Annotated in this window: 18 protein-coding genes; 12 read left to right on the forward strand and 6 right to left on the reverse strand. The window is 62.9% G+C overall.

Going from position 1 to position 19,391, the window contains the following annotated elements:
* The first annotated feature begins 180 nt into the window (after positions 1-180).
* Together VT84_RS37245 and VT84_RS37250 are read left to right on the forward strand one after the other, a co-directional pair.
* Entirely contained in the window at positions 181-957 is a 777-nt protein-coding gene (locus tag VT84_RS37245; RefSeq protein WP_052549590.1) for a hypothetical protein, read from the forward strand.
* Between the two features lie 132 nt (positions 958-1,089).
* Complete coding sequence (locus VT84_RS37250; protein ID WP_052549588.1) at positions 1,090-2,664, forward strand: spinster family MFS transporter; 1,575 nt, start codon at positions 1,090-1,092, stop codon at positions 2,662-2,664.
* Here VT84_RS37250 and VT84_RS37255 read toward each other — a convergent pair.
* Positions 2,651-3,622 (reverse strand): sodium:calcium antiporter, encoded by a 972-nt coding sequence (locus VT84_RS37255; protein ID WP_052549586.1) that lies wholly within the window; start codon positions 3,620-3,622, stop codon positions 2,651-2,653. The genes VT84_RS37250 and VT84_RS37255 overlap by 14 nt on opposite strands.
* Before the next feature lie 201 nt (positions 3,623-3,823).
* Here VT84_RS37255 and VT84_RS37260 point away from each other — a divergent pair, with 201 nt between their 5' ends.
* A complete protein-coding gene (locus VT84_RS37260) occupies positions 3,824-5,290 on the forward strand; it encodes a WD40 repeat domain-containing protein (protein WP_052549583.1) in 1,467 nt (488 codons plus the stop codon).
* Between the two features lie 76 nt (positions 5,291-5,366).
* Here the strand turns inward: VT84_RS37260 and infC are convergent, their stop codons facing one another.
* Positions 5,367-6,011 carry a translation initiation factor IF-3 gene (infC, locus tag VT84_RS37265; protein WP_052549580.1) on the reverse strand — a complete coding sequence of 215 codons (645 nt, stop codon included), beginning with the start codon at positions 6,009-6,011 and terminating at the stop codon, positions 5,367-5,369.
* A 348-nt stretch (positions 6,012-6,359) separates the two neighbouring features.
* On the opposite strand from infC, the gene VT84_RS37270 reads away from it, so the two are divergent.
* Positions 6,360-6,920: a peroxiredoxin gene (locus tag VT84_RS37270; RefSeq protein ID WP_052549578.1), complete on the forward strand. Its 561-nt coding sequence runs from the start codon at positions 6,360-6,362 to the stop codon at positions 6,918-6,920.
* Between the two features lie 65 nt (positions 6,921-6,985).
* Here the strand turns inward: VT84_RS37270 and VT84_RS37275 are convergent, their stop codons facing one another.
* Positions 6,986-7,945, reverse strand: coding sequence for a hypothetical protein (locus VT84_RS37275; RefSeq protein WP_082843117.1), 960 nt, complete (start codon positions 7,943-7,945; stop codon positions 6,986-6,988).
* Between the two features lie 164 nt (positions 7,946-8,109).
* Here VT84_RS37275 and VT84_RS37280 point away from each other — a divergent pair, with 164 nt between their 5' ends.
* The 6 genes from VT84_RS37280 (at position 8,110) to VT84_RS37305 (ending at position 13,319) form a co-directional block, all read left to right on the forward strand.
* Positions 8,110-8,781 (forward strand): HEAT repeat domain-containing protein, encoded by a 672-nt coding sequence (locus tag VT84_RS37280; protein WP_052549573.1) that lies wholly within the window; start codon positions 8,110-8,112, stop codon positions 8,779-8,781.
* 129 nt (positions 8,782-8,910) lie between these two features.
* On the forward strand, positions 8,911-9,321 hold the full coding sequence (locus VT84_RS37285) for a helix-turn-helix domain-containing protein (protein ID WP_052549571.1): 411 nt from the start codon (positions 8,911-8,913) through the stop codon (positions 9,319-9,321).
* Positions 9,322-9,489: 168 nt separating this feature from the next.
* The gene (locus VT84_RS37290; protein WP_052549569.1) at positions 9,490-9,918 is read left to right on the forward strand and encodes a hypothetical protein; all 429 of its coding nucleotides are present in this window, start codon (positions 9,490-9,492) and stop codon (positions 9,916-9,918) included.
* Between the two features lie 252 nt (positions 9,919-10,170).
* The gene (gene rpsR, locus VT84_RS37295) at positions 10,171-10,398 is read left to right on the forward strand and encodes a 30S ribosomal protein S18 (protein WP_255359587.1); all 228 of its coding nucleotides are present in this window, start codon (positions 10,171-10,173) and stop codon (positions 10,396-10,398) included.
* A 107-nt stretch (positions 10,399-10,505) separates the two neighbouring features.
* Positions 10,506-12,539: a tetratricopeptide repeat protein gene (locus tag VT84_RS37300; protein WP_162271969.1), complete on the forward strand. Its 2,034-nt coding sequence runs from the start codon at positions 10,506-10,508 to the stop codon at positions 12,537-12,539.
* A 63-nt stretch (positions 12,540-12,602) separates the two neighbouring features.
* Entirely contained in the window at positions 12,603-13,319 is a 717-nt protein-coding gene (locus VT84_RS37305; protein ID WP_204249688.1) for a hypothetical protein, read from the forward strand.
* Positions 13,320-13,430: 111 nt separating this feature from the next.
* On the opposite strand, the gene VT84_RS37310 is transcribed toward VT84_RS37305, so the two are convergent.
* Both VT84_RS37310 and rsgA read right to left on the reverse strand, forming a co-directional pair.
* On the reverse strand, positions 13,431-13,862 hold the full coding sequence (locus VT84_RS37310) for a hypothetical protein (protein WP_082843120.1): 432 nt from the start codon (positions 13,860-13,862) through the stop codon (positions 13,431-13,433).
* 203 nt (positions 13,863-14,065) lie between these two features.
* Complete coding sequence (gene rsgA / locus VT84_RS37315) at positions 14,066-15,301, reverse strand: ribosome small subunit-dependent GTPase A (RefSeq protein ID WP_082843121.1); 1,236 nt, start codon at positions 15,299-15,301, stop codon at positions 14,066-14,068.
* Positions 15,302-15,412: 111 nt separating this feature from the next.
* Between rsgA and VT84_RS37320 the strand changes: the two genes are divergently transcribed.
* Both VT84_RS37320 and VT84_RS37325 read left to right on the forward strand, forming a co-directional pair.
* On the forward strand, positions 15,413-16,435 hold the full coding sequence (locus VT84_RS37320) for a PmoA family protein (protein WP_082843122.1): 1,023 nt from the start codon (positions 15,413-15,415) through the stop codon (positions 16,433-16,435).
* 104 nt (positions 16,436-16,539) lie between these two features.
* Positions 16,540-17,154 (forward strand): dual specificity protein phosphatase family protein, encoded by a 615-nt coding sequence (locus VT84_RS37325; RefSeq protein ID WP_162271970.1) that lies wholly within the window; start codon positions 16,540-16,542, stop codon positions 17,152-17,154.
* Here VT84_RS37325 and VT84_RS37330 read toward each other — a convergent pair.
* A complete protein-coding gene (locus VT84_RS37330; protein WP_082843124.1) occupies positions 17,132-19,009 on the reverse strand; it encodes an L-lactate permease in 1,878 nt (625 codons plus the stop codon). The two genes, VT84_RS37325 and VT84_RS37330, sit on opposite strands and share 23 nt — an antisense overlap.
* Between the last annotated feature and the right edge of the window lie 382 nt (positions 19,010-19,391).

The raw sequence follows: 19,391 nt of genomic DNA on the forward strand, positions 1-19,391 counted from the left end.
GTGCGCCTTCCGACTTTCACCCACCATTCGTCTGAATCGGCCCGTTTGGTAATCTGTGCCGGTTGCGCCGATCGTGCGCAACTTGTTCACCTTCCCTACAACCTCTCGCACTGCACTTTCCGGCTCCGGGTGGTCGAGTTTGGGAGTGTCGAATCACCTCGTCCGCACGGAGGCGGAACTATGAAACGGTTTTACATCGCGGCGGTGGCTGGGGTGTGTTGCGTCGCACCGGTGGGCGCCCAAGACGGCTGGCTCGCGCCTACCTCCCCGGTCGTTCCGCCTCCTGCGCTGCAAAACGGGAACTTGGTCGCGCCGGCGGGCGGTGCATGGGGTGGCGGATCACGCATGTTCTCGCGCACCACGTGGTCGCCGGTCCGCAGTCCGGTGGTCGCGGGTTATTCGAGTGCTCCTATCTCCGCCGCACCGGGGTACGCGGTACCGCCGCTCCCGCCGGGTGTCGGTGCGGGCTACAGTGCCTGCGGACCGGTGGCGTGTGGGCCGGTCGGTTGTGAGCGCGAGCGCCCGTGCTGGGAGCGGATGAAGTCGTGGCTGTGCTTCCAACTCACGCCGACCGAACTGCCCAAGATGCGCCCGGCCCCGTATGTCGGGCCGATCCAGGGACTGTTCAGTTGCACGTCCGGTGGTGGGTGCGCAACCGGCTGCGGTGCGACTTACGCGGGCGGTTACAACTCACCGGTTCAGCCGACGTACAACGCGCCCGTACCGCTGCAACAGCCGCAACCGATGCAGCCCGGAGCAGGCGCGGGGGCAGTCATGATGCCGGCACGCGGAACGCAAGGCGCTGCGGTTCAACCGACGTGGCAGGGTCGTGTGGTCTCCACGCCGAGTGATCCGGCCCTCGCGGGGTACCGCTACACCCAGCCGGATTACCGGGCTGCTCAGCAGCCCGCACAAGGGCCGATCATGACCACCGGGTACCGGTCTAACCAGAAGTAATTGACGCCGAACGCCGTGAAGTGATACGGTGTTCGGCCGCCGCACGAGCTTCTATTTTGAACTCCTCGCGCCGCAAGCGCGAGGAGTTCGCGTTTTTATCCACACTCGACCTCGGCTCGGAGAAGCCCACCGATGCACACCGGAACCGCAACCAATTCGGCCGGGCCGAGCAAAGCACTACCGGGCGCGGGGTGGGCACTTGCACTGCTCATCGGCATCAACCTGTTCAACTACATCGACCGCCAGATCCTTTCGGCTACTCTGCCCAAGATCAAACGGGACGCGACGATCTTCCCGCCCGACTCTCAGTGGGTGAATACCAAGCTCGGCGCTCTCACGACCGCGTTCATGGTCGCGTACATGTGTCTGTCGCCGGTGTTCGGGCGGCTCGGGGACAAGTTGTCGCGGTGGCTCCTAGTCGGTGTCGCGGTGATCGGTTGGAGCCTCGCGACGGGTGGCACCGGCCTGGCGACCGGATACTTGATCTTGTTCCTTACACGATGTTTGGTCGGGATCGGCGAGGCCGCTTACGGTCCGGTCGCGCCCGCGATGTTGTCCGACATGTACCCTGTGGATCACCGCGGTCGGGTGATGGCGTGGTTCTATGTGGCCATTCCCGTCGGTAGCGCGCTGGGGTTCGTGATCGGTTCGCAGGTGGCGGAAACCTCGCTCGGTTGGCGCGGGGCCTTTTACCTCGCCGTGATCCCAGGACTTCTGCTGGGGATCATGTGCTTCTTCATGAAGGAAACTCCGCGGCACGTGGCGCATGAAGCACTCGCTCGGCGCGAAGGGAGCGACGTTCATGCTCCGAGTTACTGGGCGGTGTTGCGAGAACTGAAGCTGAACCGCTCGTTCGTGCTGTGCTGTGCGGGGATGACCGCGTCCACGTTTGTGCTGGGTGGTGTCGCGACCGTTATGCAGCTCTATGTGTTCGAGCGCGAGGCGCGGTTCACGCTCGATACGAAGGCCATCGATCGACTCCGGACCGAAGACCGGTACCGCCGTTCCGACGGCAGTTTGCTCGTGCCGGAAGCGGTCATCAAGAAGCTCGAAGCCGCCGCCGGTTCGGACGTGCTGACCCTTGCTCAAGTGGAAACGCGCTTGAAAGGAGCCCCGGGCACACCCGGGCTGTTGACCGAGGCGGAAGTCACCAACTACCAGGGTGATGTCCTGGACGCGAGTCCGGCCGAAGGGTACCTGACGAACGGAGCCATTGGCACTTACATCGGTGGCATCGTGGTGATCGGCGGGTTGATCGCGACACTCTTGGGCGGCACATGCGGTGACTATTTGCGGAACCGCGGTGTGAAGGGCGCGTACTTCAAGGTTGCCGGGTGGGGGATGGTGATCGCGTTCCCGTTCTTTTTGGGAATGCTGTTCGTTTCGTTCCCGCTGGCGTGGGTGCTTTTGTTCGTGGCCGTCTTCTTCCTATTCTTCAACACCGGACCGGCCAACACCATTTTGGCCAACGTCACCCGGTCGGAGATCCGCGCCACGGCGTTCGCGATCAACATTCTCATCATTCACGCACTGGGCGACGCGATCTCGCCGCTCATCATCGGCTTCGTGTCCGACCTATCGAGCTTGCACACGGCTTTCGTGGGTGTGTCGCTGTTCATTCCGGTCAGCGGTGTGCTTTGGATTTGGGGTGCCAAGTACCTCGACGAAGACACCGCGAAGGCGGAAGGGGCAGCTACTTCTTCGTGATCTGCCACACGAAGAACCCGGCAAACGCGGTGAGGAGAATCGCCCCCTCCCAGCGCGACACCCGGAAGCCGTTCGCCAACGGGGGAACAAGCAACAGCGTAAACAGAGCCATCACCGGCACTTCGTGCAGAATTGCCCCCTCGATCACAAGGAGGGGGCGCACCACTGCGACCACGCCAACGACCAACAGCAGATTGAACAGAATCGGTCCCACGACGAGTCCCAGAACGAGGTCCGACCGACCGCGTCGGGCCGCGCAGATCGCTGCAACTAGTGTTGGTAGTGCAAGGACAGCGGCCGATACCAGTCCGAGCCGGTGCGAATCGAGTGGCACGACGCGGACGGTCGCGTTCGCGTGAGTTGCGATCAGCATCGCACCGCCGATCAGACCACCCAAGCCAGACAGCACCAGTCCTACGGCGGCCCACATCGGCAGTCGATTCGGTACCCACGCCGCGAATTCCGCTTTAACTGCGTCCGGTTCGCGTCGCGCTTGGCGAACAAGCAGTGCGAGTGCTCCCAAACCTGCAACCAACAGCACGCCGGCTTCAACGCGGTTGATGGTGTTGTCGCGTGCTAAGAACCAAAACAGAAGCGCCGCGACGATGGCAAGTGGGATCGCGGTCGCGAATAACTTCGCCGTTCCTGCGATGGGGCGCACGAGCGCCGCGACACTGAGCACGAGTCCGATACTCGCGATGTTCCCGCCGATCACGTGACCCATCGCGAGCCGCGGGAGGCCAATCACTTTGGCCGGGGGCGGGAGTTTGTGGAGCACCGCGGCGAGGTCGAACGCGAGTCCCGCAACACATGGTCCGAAGCCTATCGCGATAATCCCGATCGCAAACGCGCTGCGCCCGGTGGCCCGGTCGAGGCGGGCCGCGCCGATCACAAGCCCCACCGCGCCCAGCGCGAGTAGCAGCAACCCGACCGCGTACAACGCCACGTGTGCCGACATTCGTCACCCCGGCCAAAGCGGAACCGCTCAACGAGTTTGAAACTACAAGGTGCCACTCGCACGGGCACCGCTTGACCTCTCAGTTCGCGCACGGCGTCAAAAATGGCTGGAAAAGCCCACATTGTGAAGCAACCGGCGCAGTGATTCTGCCACGCGCGGCTATCATTGGCGCAGTTAGAATGCGGCGAACGAGGACGTTTGATGGCGATTTTCGACAAGCGGATCATCGATCCCGACGAGGACACACTGACGGGTGTACTCGGCAAGGCGATGAAAGCCGCGAATCGCGAGAACCGAACCCAAACCAACCTGATCGAGCGCGACGCTCAGTTCTGGGGTCGGTTCGCGCAAGACGTGCTCCGGAGCGGGCCGGAGGGCCGGCGCCGGTCGTGCCGGGGCGGGCGCGCGGTGCCGGAGGTGATCGCCGCGTGGTGGACCGACCCGGCCGGGCGCAAGCACGTTCGGGTCATCGGGCGCACGCGGCACCGGTTCGCGCGCATGCGCCGCGAGGTCGAACTGCGCTCGCTGCCCCCGTGGTGGCACGTGTACCCGGAGGCCGTGCTCGGCGTGCGCGAAAAGAACGACGGGGAGCGGTACATTGCGGTGTGCCGGTGCGGTGCGGTCGGCAGCCCGGAATCGCTCGGGTGGATGGGTGACACCTGCGGGCCGTGCTTCGACCGGCGCGCGGACGGTGGCACCGCGCTCGGCGGGTTCGGGCAGTTCAGCGAGTGGTCGTCGCACCTGTCACAGTTCGGGTTCAGCCCGGACGGGAGCCAACTGATCGGGCAGCACCTGTCCGGCGCGTTCCGCGCCGTGAATCGGGCCGACGGAACGGAAGAAGTCGGGAAGCGGAAGCTCGGCAATCTCGTGATCGGGATGGCGACGACCGCGACCGGTGCGGTGATCGTACTCCACAACGGCGCTGTATATCGATGGCAGCCCGGTGCCCGTGACCTCGACATCGTGCTTAACAGTCGGAACATTTGGGGGCGCGGGGCTCTCGCCCCCAATGGGGCGCGCCTCACGCTACTTGCGTATCAGCAAGCGTACACCGCGGACCTCACCGCGGCACACCCGCAGTACACGCGGCGGACGGCGTTCGAGGATTTCGCGTCGCTCCGGTACAACTCGGACGGCTCGCGCCTGTTAGGAATGAAGTATAACGGTGAGCTGAAGGTTCTGAACGTGGAGCGCGGAACTTCGGACGCGGTCCGGCGCGATGCCTTTGACGGGTTCCCGAGCGGGTTCAACGCAACAACGGAATTCGCGATTACGCCCGACGGGACGGCCGTGTTGGTTCGGCGCCAATCGTACTATCCGTCCCGCGTCCTGGTGCGACACGTGCCGTTGGCGGGCGGGCCGACGGTCGATCTGAAAATCCCTGACTGGCACCAACCGACGAATCTGGCGTACAGTCCGGATGGGCTGTACGCGATCACGGCCGAGGCGGAACACGGGTGGATCGGGTTCTGGGACGTCTCGAACGGGAAATCGCTGGGGTTCGTGCGGGCGGTGTTGGAAGATCTGTCATGGCGCGGCGGTCAGATCGAGTTCTCGCCCGGTGGTGAGGCGCTGGCGGTAGCGTACAACACCGGCCGCTCGGAGCACGGTACTACGATCGCGGTTTGGCCGTGGCCGGAAACGCTGCGTGTTGCGGGACAGAAGTGATTTGGGGACACAGTTCCGGGGGCCGGGACCACCCGGAACTACGCTTTACGATGCGATCGGACGCGGGCGGCCGAATTCATGCTTTAGGCGGGACCGGCGGCTTCGCGGCGGGTGCTGCGCTGGTAACTGCCGCGGGCGCCTGGGGCTTGGGCGCGGGGGCGGCGGCTCCAACGGCCTGGGCCGGTGCGGGCTTCGGTTTGGGCTTGGGCGCGCCCTGGTTGCCGCCCTTTTCCGGCCCGCTGCTCTTGGGGGCCAGGAGCGCGACCATGCGCTTGCCTTCCATCTTCGCCGGCGTCTCGAGCTTGCAGTCGTTTTGCAGCGCTTCGAGCACCTGGTTCATTACCCGCTGACCTTCCTCGATGTGCTGCATCTCGCGCCCGCGGAACAGCACGTTCACTTGCACTTTGTCGTTGTGCTCGAGGAACTGACGGGCCTGGTTGATCTTCGTTTGGATGTCGTGGTCGCCGGTCTTGGGGCGAACGCGAATCTCTTTGAGCTTCTGTTGGTGCGTCTTCTGGTGGCTCTTCTTGGACTGGGCGTATTTGAACTTCCCGTAGTCCATGATCTTGCACACCGGCGGCCGCTCCTTGTCGGCCACTTCGACGAGGTCCAAGCCGGCTTCGCGGGCCATTTCGAGGGCCTGCGCGGTGGGCACGATGCCGTGCGCCTCGCCCTCGGCACCGATGAGGCGAATGGGGGTAATGCGGATTTGTTCGTTCATGCGCGGGCCGGCGGGGCCGCGGGGAGCATTACTACGATCGAATGGTGGGATTGCCGTAACTCCTGTTACCAGTGGCGGGGTTCCGCGAGGGCCGCACTTGCGGTCCGTTCCGCATAACCCTTAACACATAACTCTTAACCCGTGGTCTTAACGTCGTCAACGGGGTTTCCGATTTCGCGATAACTCTTTGGTAATAGAGCCTTCCCGTTCGGGAAAGGGTTCGGGCGAATTGTCGCGCCACGGACCCGAAACCGGAACCCGCCCCTTGCCGCCAACTGGGAGGGTGTCGAGAATGGCGCGGTCCCGCCGAACGCCCGTCCCCCCGTTTCGATCCGACCCGGAGGCACTATGTCGCGTTTCGCTACCAAGATCGTCGCTGCGGCGATCGTCTGTCTAATGGCTGTACCCGCTATGAGCGCTGACGACACCACTCTGAAGGTGAAGGTCGGAGACCAGTTCCCCGATGTGCCGCTGGCCGCGGCCCAGATCGACAAGGTGAAGAAGGACGCGAAGACCGTTTCCATCGCCGACCTGAAGGGTAAGACGGTCGTCGTCTTCTTCTACCCGAAGGCCCTGACCCCGGGGTGCACGGTCGAATCGTGCGGGTTCCGCGACCTGATGAAGGAGAACAAGCTCCCGGAGAACGTGGTGCTCCTCGGCGCGAGCGGTGACACCGTGGCGAAGCAGCAGGAGTTCATCGACAAGGAAAAGCTGCCGATGCCGCTCCTGGCCGACACCGACCTGAAGCTCATCAAGGAACTCGGAGTCCTCGGTAAGGCCGGCGGAACGACCCCGAAGCGGATCACGTTCGTGGTCGACAAGGCCGGGAAGATCGCCAAGATCTACGAGAAGGTGACCCCGAAGGACCACCCGCAAGAAGTGCTGGAGTTCGTGAAGACGCTGAAATAAGCGGGCGAGACATCAGGTAACGCACCAGCGGCCGGGGAACCTCGGCCGCTGGTGTTTTGAAGCGGCTACCGGCGCGGGCGAATGAACGCTTCTTCTGTTAGCGTAACGCGCGGGGGGGCACCAAGGTTGATTTTGATCTTTTCGATTTCGTCTACGATCTTTTCCGTGAGACGTTCCACGCTCTGAGTCGCGCGCTGGATGATCTCTAATTCCGTTCGGTAATCGTTGGATCTGCTAATTTGATTGCGGACAGATTCTAATCGCGTTTTTGCGACTTCGAGCCGTGTGTGTACGTTCTTGGCTTCGGGGGAGTCCGCCGGAAGAAGTGTGAGTTGCTCTTGAAGGACTTGCAAATCGCGCGTCGCGGTTCGCAGCTCGTCCCGGTGCAAGGAATCGAGAACGGCCAAAGTTGCTCCATCCTTTGTTCCGAGTGCCGACGCAATTGTGTCGAGCCGGCGGTGATTTTTCTCCGTCTCGCTCCTGTAGCTCCGGTGTACTTCCTCCAGCTTGTTCAGGCGCGCTCGCTGCGCTCCCTGGTAGCGCTCGTCGATGTCCTGCAAATAGGCCTTCGCAAGAACATCGAGTAGAACTCTGTGTTCGCCTGCGTCTTCGCCGTCCAGTTCTACGCGCATGTACTCCGGGGACAAATCGAACGACACGCGGAGGTTGTCGTGGAGCCAAGCCAAGGGGTCATTCTGCTTTCTGACCACAGAAAGGTTCGCGACCTTTTCGTCTTTTAGAACCTGATTCAGGGTCAGGCGCCGGCGGATCATGGCTGCTTGAGCTTGGCGGTAGGACTCGAATTCGTTCGGGTCGGATACGACCTGTCCCGGAAGAACGGCGGGTGGAGTGCGGCTGATGTGGAACACGACCGTGGCCCCGGGGCCTTCGGGCGCCGGCCTCGGCGCACGCACATACACGAAGAGGGCTACGGCCCAGCCACTCAGCGCGAGAATCAGGAGACCCGCGATGAGCCATTTGCGCTTCTTGCGCTGCGGACTAGGTGCGACGGGGTCGGGTGTCATGGTTGGGTGCGAGTTGGGTCGGAGAGGGGATATTCGCTTTGTCAGTTAACCGTAATACGGCCAGCCCGTCAATCGCCGACTCGCAATTCACGGCAGGGGACGTTGTGGTTCACACCCCGCGTACACTAGAGTGGCTTGAGGTCCGTGTGTGCGAGGGCTGCGCCGTGTCCGTTCCGTTTTTGGTGGAACTGTACGATCGGTTGCCGGAATTTCGCCTGGGAGACGACGAGGACTTGTGGACGGCGGGTGCTCAGGGGGCGCTGCGTGAGTTCCGCGATGCCGCCCGCGAGCACTACACCGAGGGCACGCTCCAGCGCCTTCTGATGACGGGTGCGGTGAACGCGCGCCGGGCCGCGGCGCGTGCGATCGGGCTGATCGGCACGTCCGAGTCGGTCCCGACAGCGGCGACCGCCTTGCGGGACGAAGACCCGCTCGTGCGGCACTTCGCCACGGATTCGCTCTGGGAACTCTGGTTCCGCGAGGGGACCGAAGAACAAACTCAGCGCCTCCAAGATGCCGTTCGCGAATCCGACCCGGCGAAGGCCCGTGCGGAACTGGAGAGCCTTCTGCAAGAGGCCCCGAAGTTCGCCGAGGTCCACAACCAGCGCGCGATCTGGTTCTTCAAACGTGGGGAGTTCGCACGGGCCATTGAGGACTGTGAAACAGTTCTGCGCTTGAACCCGCACCACTTTGGCGCTGCGGCTGGAATGGGGCAGTGCCATTTGAAGCTGAATCGCCCCCGCGCGGCCCTCCGTGCCTTCCGCCAAGCGCTCGAAATTAACCCCAATCTCGACCTGCACGAAACCGTCCGGGCGCTCGAATCACTTGGGGAATAGTGACTTAGGTATCTGGGTTCGATTAATTCGCGCGTGGCAAAAATCACAAGTGGCACTTGAGTGCCACCTGTGATGTTGCTATCATTTCTGCGCCTACACAATTCCTACACAATTTCCAGAGGCTCCGTTATGGGGTTGTCTAAGAATATCGCGTACCGGTTGCAAACCTTGCGGGCGGCAGCGAGTTTATCGCAACAGCAGGTCGCGGACCGGGCCGATCTGAGTCTGTCGCTGATTACGAAGATGGAGCAAGGGCGGAAGGCCGACCCGCGTGCGAGCACGATCCTAGCTCTAGCGGGGGCGCTGGGTGTGAAGCCCGGTCAACTCATCGAAGACCTGACCCCACCGCCGGAAGGCACGTTCCCGCCCAAGAAGGGGAAGAAGGGCAAGAAGAAAAAGAAACTCTTGGAAGCGGCTCTTGAGGGTGCTTTGACAACCGAGGCGTCCGAGAACGGCGAGCCGCCCACGGCCGACGTACCAGTTACCGTCGCGGGGGGTACCGACAAGCCGGAACGGAAGAAGAAAAAGAAGAAGTCGTGACGGTTCGTGGGATGCGTTGGTTCGGCGAAATCCGTGATTGCGGGTCGCACGCGGGCGGCTAAAATTCGGGCACGCACACGCGCCAAGATCGCGCGCGGTGCAACGAACATCAGGTACGCGGGTCGTAGCCCCGCCCGAACCCCGGCCGGCCGACGCAGGAGACCCACCATGTCACCCGACGACACCAAGAAGCGGATCGTCAACGAGATCAAGGCCCGCGCTTACGACGACAAGTACATCGATCGGAACGAGGAGCGCGAGATCGTCCGCATCGCCATCGAGCTGGGCGTCACCGTCGAGAGCGCGCTGGTCGCGCTGGGGCAGGTGTGCGACGAGTTCAGTTACGTGCTGGAGTCGCGCATCCTCAAGCAGATCGAGGACCAACTCGCGACCGCTGCGGCGAACGACGGAAAGATCGACCAGCAGGAATTCGACCTCATCTTCGGGAACGTCAAGCGCGCGGCCCAAGGCAAGAAGACCGACCGCGAGCTGAAGAAGATGGTGGTGCAGGTCATGGAGTCCACCGGGAACAACAAGGTGCGCACCGGTTGGTTCAGTGACTGGTACTCTTCTTTGAAGCGCGATTTGGGTGTGTGATCGAGTGCTCTTCCTTAATCTAAGCACCGCGCGATTCTCACGATAACGGGGATGTGAATAATCTGTTCACGTCCCCGGGTGCATTTTCACGTCCGATAACGAGCGTTGTTGATTTGCTCCGAAGCGTGAGCAACGTTCTTTAGAGTTCCGTTGACAGTTGCCGGCCTCCCATCTAACCTGACTCCTTCCGAAATACCAGAATTGTTGGCACAGTTTCACACGGGCGGGTGGAGTGGAATGAATCGGAAGAAGATGGTTTGTTCGCGCAAGGGGCAGTGCCGGTTCTGTACTAAGGAAGGGAGCCCGCGCCCCGTGTTCGTTGACTATAAGGACGTGAGCGGCCTCAAGAAAATGCTGAGCGGGCAGGGTAAATTGCTCGGCCGCAAGCGGAGCGGGGTGTGCGCCGCGTTCCAGCGCGAGGTCGGGACCGCCGTGAAGCGGGCGCGGTTCATGGGGCTGTTGCCTTACGTCGCGGAATAGTTGGCAAATAAGGACAGAGAAGGGTGACGCGGAACAAGCACGGGGCGGGGCGACCATTCGCGCCCGCGGCTCTCCGCTCGCCCTTTTCCCAGCTCCCGGAGGGAGCAGTGGCCACAGCGGAAGACCTGTTCCAGCGCACCGTTGCCGCTCACCAGAGCGGCGCCCTCGACGAAGCCGAACAGGGGTACCGGCAGCTCCTCGAGGCGCTGCCCGGGCACCCCGCGTGCCTGACCAATCTCGGTTCGATCCTCGCCCACCGCGGCGAAACCGAAGAGGCCGAGCGCCTCTACCTCGAATCGATCGCGTCCGATCCCAGTCAGCTCAACACGCTCTTTAATCTCGGGAACCTGTACCGGCGCACCGGACGTTCGGCTCGTGCGGTGCCGCTGTACGAGGACGCGCTGCGCATATCGCCTAACGCCCCGCTGGTGCTCGTTAACTTGGGGCTGGCGGTAAGCGACGACGGGGACTGGCCGCGCGCGGTGGAGTGCTTTTCGCGCGCCGTCAACGTGACCCCCGACGTGGCCGACGGGCTGAACCTGCTCGGCGACGCGCTCGCCCGGTGCGGGCGCCGGGACGAGGCGATTGCCGCGTTCCGGGAGGTCGTTTCGCGGTTCCCGGACGCGCCGCGCGGGTACTGCAACTTGGGGCTTCACCTCGCCGCCGCGGGGCAAACGGACGAAGCGATCGAGATCTTGGAGCGCGCCGTCGCGCTTCGCGCGGACTACCCCGAAGCACACAACGCTCTGGGCGTGGCTTACGAAACCGCTGGTCGCACGGACGACGCTCAGGCCGCATATCAGAATGCCGTGCGCCTCCGGCCCGCGTTCGTGGATGCGTGGGCGAATTTGGGGACGAGCCTCGGTGAACACGGCCGCACAACAGAAGCGGTTGAAGCTCTGCGCCGGGCACTCGAACTGGCCCCCAACCCGATCGCACAAAGCTCGCTGCTCAGTAACCTGCTGTACTCCTCGACGCTCACACCGGAACAGTTGCGCGACGAGCACGTGGCTTGGGCCACCGCGTTCGCGGACCCGCTTGCACTCGCGGAGCGCCCGCACAAGCGCGACCAAGACACTCCCGGTCGGATTCGCATTGGGTACGTGTTCGGTGAGTTTCGGTCACGTGCCTCGCGCGCGTTTCTGGAATCGCTTCTCACGCACCACGACCGCACGCAGTTCCACATCACCGCGTACCCGAACACGGGGCGCCAGGGCGAGGAATACGACCGCCTGCGCCGGCTCGCGGATTCGTGGAAGCCGATCGTACACCTCCCGGACGACCGCGCGGCGTCGCTCATTCGTTCGGACGAAATCGACGTTCTCGTGGACCTGAACGGGCACGGGCCGGGGAACCGCCTGCTCGTGTTCGCACGTGGCCCGGCACCGGTTCAAATCAACCTCTTCGGTTACCCCGCGACAACGGGGATGCGGGCGATGGACTTCCGCGTCACCGATTCGCAGATTGATCCGCCCGGCGCGGAGACGCTGTACACCGAGAAGCTCCTGCGACTGCCCGATCTCAGTTGGCTGTACGTCCCGCCGGCCAACGCCCCCGCTCCGACCCCGCCGCCCGCGAGCCGGCGCGCGTTTACGTTCGGGTGCCTGAACCACCCCGGAAAGTTGTCCGATGCCTGTGTGGATGCGTGGGCCGAAATCCTGAAGTCCGTACCGAAGTCGCGTTTGGTGCTGCTCGTGGGACAGTCGGTCAACTCGTCGGCCGACATCGCCGCCCGGTTCACGCAGCGCGGCGTCGTTCCGGACCGCTTGGAACTCGTGTACCGGCTCTCGGGGAACGATTACTTCGAGGCATATCAACCGTTCGACGTGACGCTCGACCCGTTCCCATACGGTGGCGCGGTAACGACGTGCGATTCGCTGTGGATGGGCGTCCCGGTGCTGACGGCTGTGGGGCGCGACGCACGCGGTCGACAGGGCATGAGCTTACTGAACGCCCTTGGGCTGCCGGAGTTCATCGCCGACACCCCCGAGCAACTCGTGACGCTGGCCGCGACGTGGGCCGACCAGCGCGACGCCCTCGCCGACCTCCGCGGCAGCCTCCGGGACATGGTGTCGAACTCGCCGCTTACGGACGCTGCGACTTACGTGAAGCACCTCGAAGCCGCGTACCAGAGCGCGTAACGCCGCGATTAGTGAACGTGACTTTGCGTTTCAGCGGCGGCCGCGTTCGCGCAGTGGCGGTGCTTGTGGCCGTTCAGCGGTGGGCCGTTCACTGACATGCTCACGCACCACGTCACGCGCATGAGCGCAGCAATGGGGGTGCGGTTCCCGGCCCGCGTGACGGCCGGCGGCGGGCTGTACCTCGAATACGACGGGCGCGACGTGCCCGACGTGGGAACCGTGGTCGCAGACTACGAAGAGGGCTGTCAGCTCGTCGTGACCGCAACGACCCTGAGCGGCTACCCGATTGAAGACGTCATTCGCGGGCGCCTGGGTGCGATCAAGTTCGTGAAGGGCGGGTTCCACCTGTTCCGCGACGACCCAACTCGCGGCGCGAGCTTCCCGGCCCGGATGGAACAAGCACCCGAACCGGCCTCGTTCGAGAGCGTGGAACCACCGCGAAACGATACCGAAGCATTGTGGGAAAACTTCCTGGAATGCGTTCGAGCCAAGCGCCAGAGCACGTTCAGCCCGCCGGACCTGGGGGCCGTGGCCGTTACGACCGCGGCAATGGCGGTGCAAAGCTACCGCACGGGTAAGGCGCTCTTCTGGGACCGCGAGAAGCGAGCGGTTACGACCGCAGATTCGACGTGGGCCGAGCGATGGGAGAAGCGCAGCAAACAAGGCGCAAAGCCGAATCAGGTCTTCGGTTGGAGCGGCGGTGACGGCGGGGTGGTGCAACCGCCCCCGCACCAATCGCTCGCCGGCCCTTGGTTGAACGGCAAAGACCCTGCGGTGTGAGAACCACCCTCGTTGGCACTTGTTGAGTGAGTTCGTCGCAGAAACGCGAGTGGGGTGGCGAAGCACATTGGCTTCGCCACCCCACTCGCGTTTCGTCAGATCCGTTCGTTATTAGTTTCGGGCGCCGAGCGAGGTCATGACCGGTTGCGTGGCGGGCAGGTTCAGTTTGCTCACGGCAGTGTCCGCGCTGCCGAGCATGTCACGCAGTGTCTTGCGGAACGACTCGAACTGCGTTTGCAGCGCGTCGCGTTCGCCGGTGCGGGCCTTCACTTCGGTCTTCAGTGCGTCGCGCTCGGTGGCAGCGGCGGCCTGAGTTTGCTCCAGTTCCTTCTTGGTCTTCGCGGCCAGTTCCTCACTCGCGGCGAGCTTCTGGCGAAGTTGGTCGCGGGCCGCGATCGCGCCGCGGTATTCCTCTTCGAGCTTCTGGACCTTGGCACTCGCGGCGTTGCTTTCGGTCGAGGCCGAACTCGGCGCCTTCGCGCACCCGTAGACGCCGAGGATCGTCACGAGCAGGAAGCCGAGCACTTTGTGTGAACGCGCCATGAGTGAGTTCTCCTGAAACCGGGTCGCGGCTGGGAGGCGCCCGGAATAATCGGGAAATTTTGACTGGCTTGTGTCAGCGACTCACTTTGTTTCGGCACCCGCCGACTACCCTCTTCACGCAAACTCACCCCGTTTCCAGACCGGCAAAGTCACCCCAGAGCACGGAATTAGCGGTGGCGCAGATTGTGCGAGATGCGATGCAATTACTCCTCCATCGTACCGTTGAAAAGACCTAAATAGCTGTGGTACCGGCGACTTGTGATGAACCGGCGGGCGACCGCGTCTTTAACGGCACAGCTCGTTTCATGCGTATGGGTACAGTCCGGGAAGCCGCACAGGGGAACGAACGGTCGGAACTCCGGGAAGTAGCCCTCCATCTCTTCCGGGCGCGCTTGCCAGAGAGAGAGCTGCCTCACGCCGGGGGTGTCCACCACCCAGCCGCCGAAGTCCAGTTTGATGAGCTGCGAGTAGGTCGTTGTGTGGCGCCCCTTCTGGTTCACTTCACTCACAGACTTCACCGCAAGCGCCAGGTCCGGTTGGACCGCGTTCAGGAGCGAGGATTTACCCACCCCAGACTGCCCCGAAAACACCGTCGAGCGTCCGCGGAGTTGTTCGCGCAGTCGGTCCACGCCGGCGCCCGTGCGGGCGCTACACAGGAACACCGGCACCCCGAGTTGTGCGTACAGCCCGATCAGGGATTGGAGTTCGACTGCGTCCGCGAGGTCGGACTTATTCAGGCACAGTACGGGCTTCAAATCGCCTTGTTGTGCAGCAGCAAGGTAGCGGTCGATGAGGTGCGGTTTCAGATTCGGCTCGACCAGCGACATGACGATGACGAGTTGGTCGACGTTCGCAACCAACACGTGTTCCCGGCGCCGACTCGCGCGCGTAAGAACACCGTGACGCGGTTCGACGCGCTCGATGACGCCCTCTTGAGCAATGGTCGGTGTTCGAGATTCGGGGTTTGGTGCCGAATCCTCGGTCGGCTCGGTCGCGGGTTCCGCGGGAAGTTGTTCTTCTCCGCCCCCTGCCCCTTGATCCCGGCTTCCAGTCCCCACCAAGCGAATCCAAACCACGTCCCCCGTGGTCACCACGCTGCGCTCGTCGGTGGCGAGGCTTTTGAGCAACCGACGGACGGCACAGCGGAAGACGCGGCCGTCATCGGTTTCCACGACCGACGCGAGGCCGTGAACACGCAACACGCGCCCGCGGATACACGTTTCCGCGTTCACGGCCGGCATTGTTGAACCGTCGGCGGACTCGTCCTGCACGACGGTGCGGTAGCGGGAGAGGTTCCCCTTCGCGCGCACCCGCTCGCTGGACCGCGCGTCGTCCGCGCGCCCGTCGCCCTCCTGGTAGTCGCGGGTGATGTCGTTCTCCCGCGGCGGCTTCTCACGGTTCTTCCGCAACTCGACGCGGACTTTCTTCTTCTTGCTCATGTGGTGATTCTACCCGTTCGGGCGCCGGTGGGCGGCGCGATCCTTGACACGCGCGGCCCGCCCGCGGACACTACACCCCGCGTTGCTCTCCTGCCGTTCGGAGCCGATCTCATGCGCTGCCTGCTCCCCCTTCTTGCCGTCGCCGTAGCACCTGCCGTTACACTGGCCGACGACGTTTCCATTACCGTTGGTAAGGACGCGATCGAGTTCAAAGCGGGGTCGACCGTGGTCGCGAAGTACGCGATCGCGGATTCGGTCGCCAAGCCCTACCTGTACCCGGTACTCGCGCCGAACGGGGTCGGCGTCACGCGCCCCTGGCCCGTTGAAAAGGACACGCCGGGCGAGGCGACCAAAGACCACGTTCACCAGAAGTCCGTGTGGTTCTGTCACGGCGACGTGATCCCCGAGGGTATCGAACTGAAGATTAAAACGACCGAGAAAGGGGGTAAAGGCGTGGATTTCTGGAGCGAGGCGAAGGACGGCACCGGTCCGCGGCACGGGAAGATCGCGTGCGTGAAGGTAGCCGAACCGAAACAGCACGCGAAGAACCACGCGAGCGTCGAAACGCACAACGAGTGGCGCACCCCGGACGGCGTGAAGATCATGGACGAAGTTCGCGTGATTCACCTGGTCGACGGTAAGGAGGGGCGCACGTTCGCGTTCGAGATCACACTGAAAGCGAGCGTGTGCCCGATCACGTTCGGCGACACAAAGGAGGGGTCGTTCGGCATCCGGGTTCACGACGGGCTGCGGCCGAGCGAAAAAACCGGCGCGGTCGTGACCACCGCCGAGGGCACGACGGTGAACCCGCCGGCCAAAGACAACTTGCCGATTTGGGGGCACCCGACCGAGTGGATCGACTACTCGGGCACGCTCGGCGGCAAAGAAGTGGGCATCGCGGTGTTTGACCACCCAGCCAATCCGAAGTCCAACTGGCACGTTCGCGCCTACGGCCTCAACGCGGCCAATCCGTTCGGGCGCAAAGCAAGCGGGTTCCCCTCTCAGAAGGACAACACGGAGCTGCTGAAGATCGCAAAAGGCGGCGAGATGAAACTGAAATACGCGGTGTACGCTCACACGGGCGACGTCAAAGCGGGTAAGGTCGCTGAAGCGTACTCCGCGTTCAAGAAGTAATGTCGATTGCTTACGGCTTCGTGTTTACCGTTCTTGCGTCAGTCGCAGCACTTGTGGCGATATCGGCTCCGTCATGGCCACTTCGCGGAGCCGGTATCGCGTGCGTGTTTTCGTTCCTGCTCGTCGCGGTCGCGTACTTCGGTGCGGGACCGCGTCTGCTTTTTAAACGCACCGACGGCCGGCGGGTCGCATGGGTATGGGGTGTTCACTGGCCGTACTTTGCTCTCACCGCGTTCTCGTACTGGCTCGCGGTGCTATTCGGCCGCGAAAGTGCGTTCGTCTGCGTGGCGCCAAACGTGTATTTGGGCCGGCGACTCACGAGATTCGAGGCAAATCAGACCCGGGTGAACTGGCACGCGGTACTGGATCTGGTCGCGGAAATGCCTGAACCGTGGCCCCTGCGGTCGCTTGGCAACTACCGGTCGCTGTTGGTTCTCGACGCGACCGCGATGAGCCTCGCTCAACTTCGTGACTCGGTCGCGTGGGTGGCACAGTTCGCGGCAATCGGTCCGGTGTACGTTCACTGTGCCCTCGGACACAGCCGGAGCGCGACCGTCGTTGCAGCGTACTTACTTGCGGCAGGTCTGGCACCAGATGTAAGGACCGCGTTGAGAACGCTCCGCGAACTCCGACCCGGCGTGCGCCCGAGTCGGGCACAGCGCCAGTTACTGGACCGGTTCGCGGAGGAAATTCGCATCACTTCGGAACCATCAACGTGAATGGGGGCACGAACGCTTGCAACGCGGTGAGCACACCGACGATGCTCGCGAGCAGGATACTGTGCCCGATAACGGCCTTGAAGATATCGGCCTCCCGACCCACCTGATTCGTACCCGCTGTGGCCACGCAAATACTTTGGGCGTCGATCATTTTACCCATCACGCCACCGGTGCTGTTGGCAGTGCAAATCAGCGTTTGCGCCTGATCCAGAGTCAGAGCCATCGCCCCCGTCCCTTCAAGGCCGTGGACGTTCCACACTTCCGTAGCAGTGATTTTCTGAAGCCCGCCGAATAGTGCGTTACTTCCCGCGTCCGTGCCCGTCAGGAATACGCCGAGCCAGCCCAACATCGCAGCAAAGAATGGGTACAGCACGCCGGTCTCAGCGAACGCGACGCCGAGGGTCGCGTCCATGCCCGCATACTTGGTGACGTAACTCAATCCAAGCATGAACGCGATCGTGGGGATCGGTATCCGCATCTGGTAGACCGTTTTCGCCACCACCGCTCGGGCCTGCATCAACGACACTCTCAATAACACCATTGAAAGCAACGCGGCGATAAGCACCGGCGTTCCCGGGGCGGTCAGCCAGTTGAACCGAAAGACAGCCGATTCGAGCTTCTTCTCGTCCGGCGTGCCCTCAGGAATCAACTTCTCAGCACGCACGACCTGCTTGTGCAACCCGGGAATTTCGACGTCGTAATAGGTCTGTAAGCCGAACAGATCGAGCGGATGGGATTTCTTCGTAACGGGGTCGGTTTCCAAATACTTGACATACCCGCTGCCGACCAAACACAGCGCCATCAAGATCCACGGCATCCACGCGAGCGAGACCGAACCGAAGGTCAGCGGTGGCTCTGTTAGCGGGGAACCCGAAGCGGGGAGCGCGGAACCGAGGAGCTGCTCCACTTCTTCCTTCGCGTGCTCGGACTGCGGGTCGTGCGGGTCACTCGTATTCTTCGCTCTCGGGTCCATCTTTTGTGATTCTTCGGGGAACCGCCACTCTTCGCGTGGCTTCCAGACGAATTTGAGAAATAGCGCGAGTGTAACGAGCGAGAACAATCCGCCGCCGATGTCGGTGAGTTGCCAGATTGGAGGAAGCCCATAAGCGTGGGCGGTCGCGAAGAAAAACTGGAACGCCGCGAACGACCCGCCCCCCACAACCAGCGCAGGCCAAATGGCGAGCGTCTCTCGCCACGAGCACATGCACTTCACCATGTAGAACGGGATCAAGCACGATAGGAACGGGAGTTGATGCCCACACATGATACTAATTTTATCGGCGGGCACTCCGCTTGATGTTTCAAGTGTGATAATCGGCACACCCAGGCCGCCATAACAAACCGGCGACGTGTTGGCGATCAAACAAATCACTGCGGCACGAAACGGCGGCACACCCAGGCCCACTAACATCGCACCGCAAATCGCGACCGGCGAACCGGCCCCGGCTGCGCCTTCCATGAACGCCCCGAACGCGAACCCGATCAACACCGCCTGCACGCGGGCGTCCTGACTGAGACCGCCGATCGAGCGCCGGATGACCGTGAACTGCCCCGTCTCCACGGTCACGTTGTAGAGCATCATCGCAGCGAACACGGTCCAGCCGATCGGCATCAACCCGAACGCGGCCCCGTACACGAACGACGCGCAAGCCATGCCCAACGGCATCCCATACGCGAGCCACGCGAGTGCGATCGCGAGAACGGCCCCCGCAGCCCCGGCCCAGCTCGCGAGCCAGCGCCGCGCCACGAGGAGATAGAAGAGGACCAATACGGGGAGAGCCGCGACGACGGTCGAGAGGAGCGCGTACCCCCCGACCGGCAACGGATTGAGATCCTGCACGTAAGCGAACGGCATTGGGAGAGACCTTGGGCTGCGTGAAAATCAGTCCGCGATGCTACCGTCCTTCGCACGACGTGCCAAGTTTCAAGTTTCCAACGGGCCGGGTTCGGGGGTCGCGAGCGGCGGGTCAGATTTTGTCCCGTACCGCGCCCCGGGAACGGAAGCGCCCGCTCAGTCTCAACCGGAACTGGTTGTATCAATTGGGAGAAATGTTAGCCGCCACGACCACATCCATGACGGCCTCAATTCCATATGATCGCGTGAGATTCGCTGATAGGCAGAATTGGTACAATTGCGCATGTCTCATTAGACGGCAGATTACCACGCAGTTTCGCGATTTTCCGTGCCTTACCGACCTTGGTTTGCTTTCCCAAATTACTCGGCGCTGTCATATCTA

Origin of the sequence: Gemmata sp. SH-PL17 (assembly GCF_001610855.1) — a bacterium.
GTDB classification, from domain to species: domain Bacteria; phylum Planctomycetota; class Planctomycetia; order Gemmatales; family Gemmataceae; genus Gemmata; species Gemmata massiliana.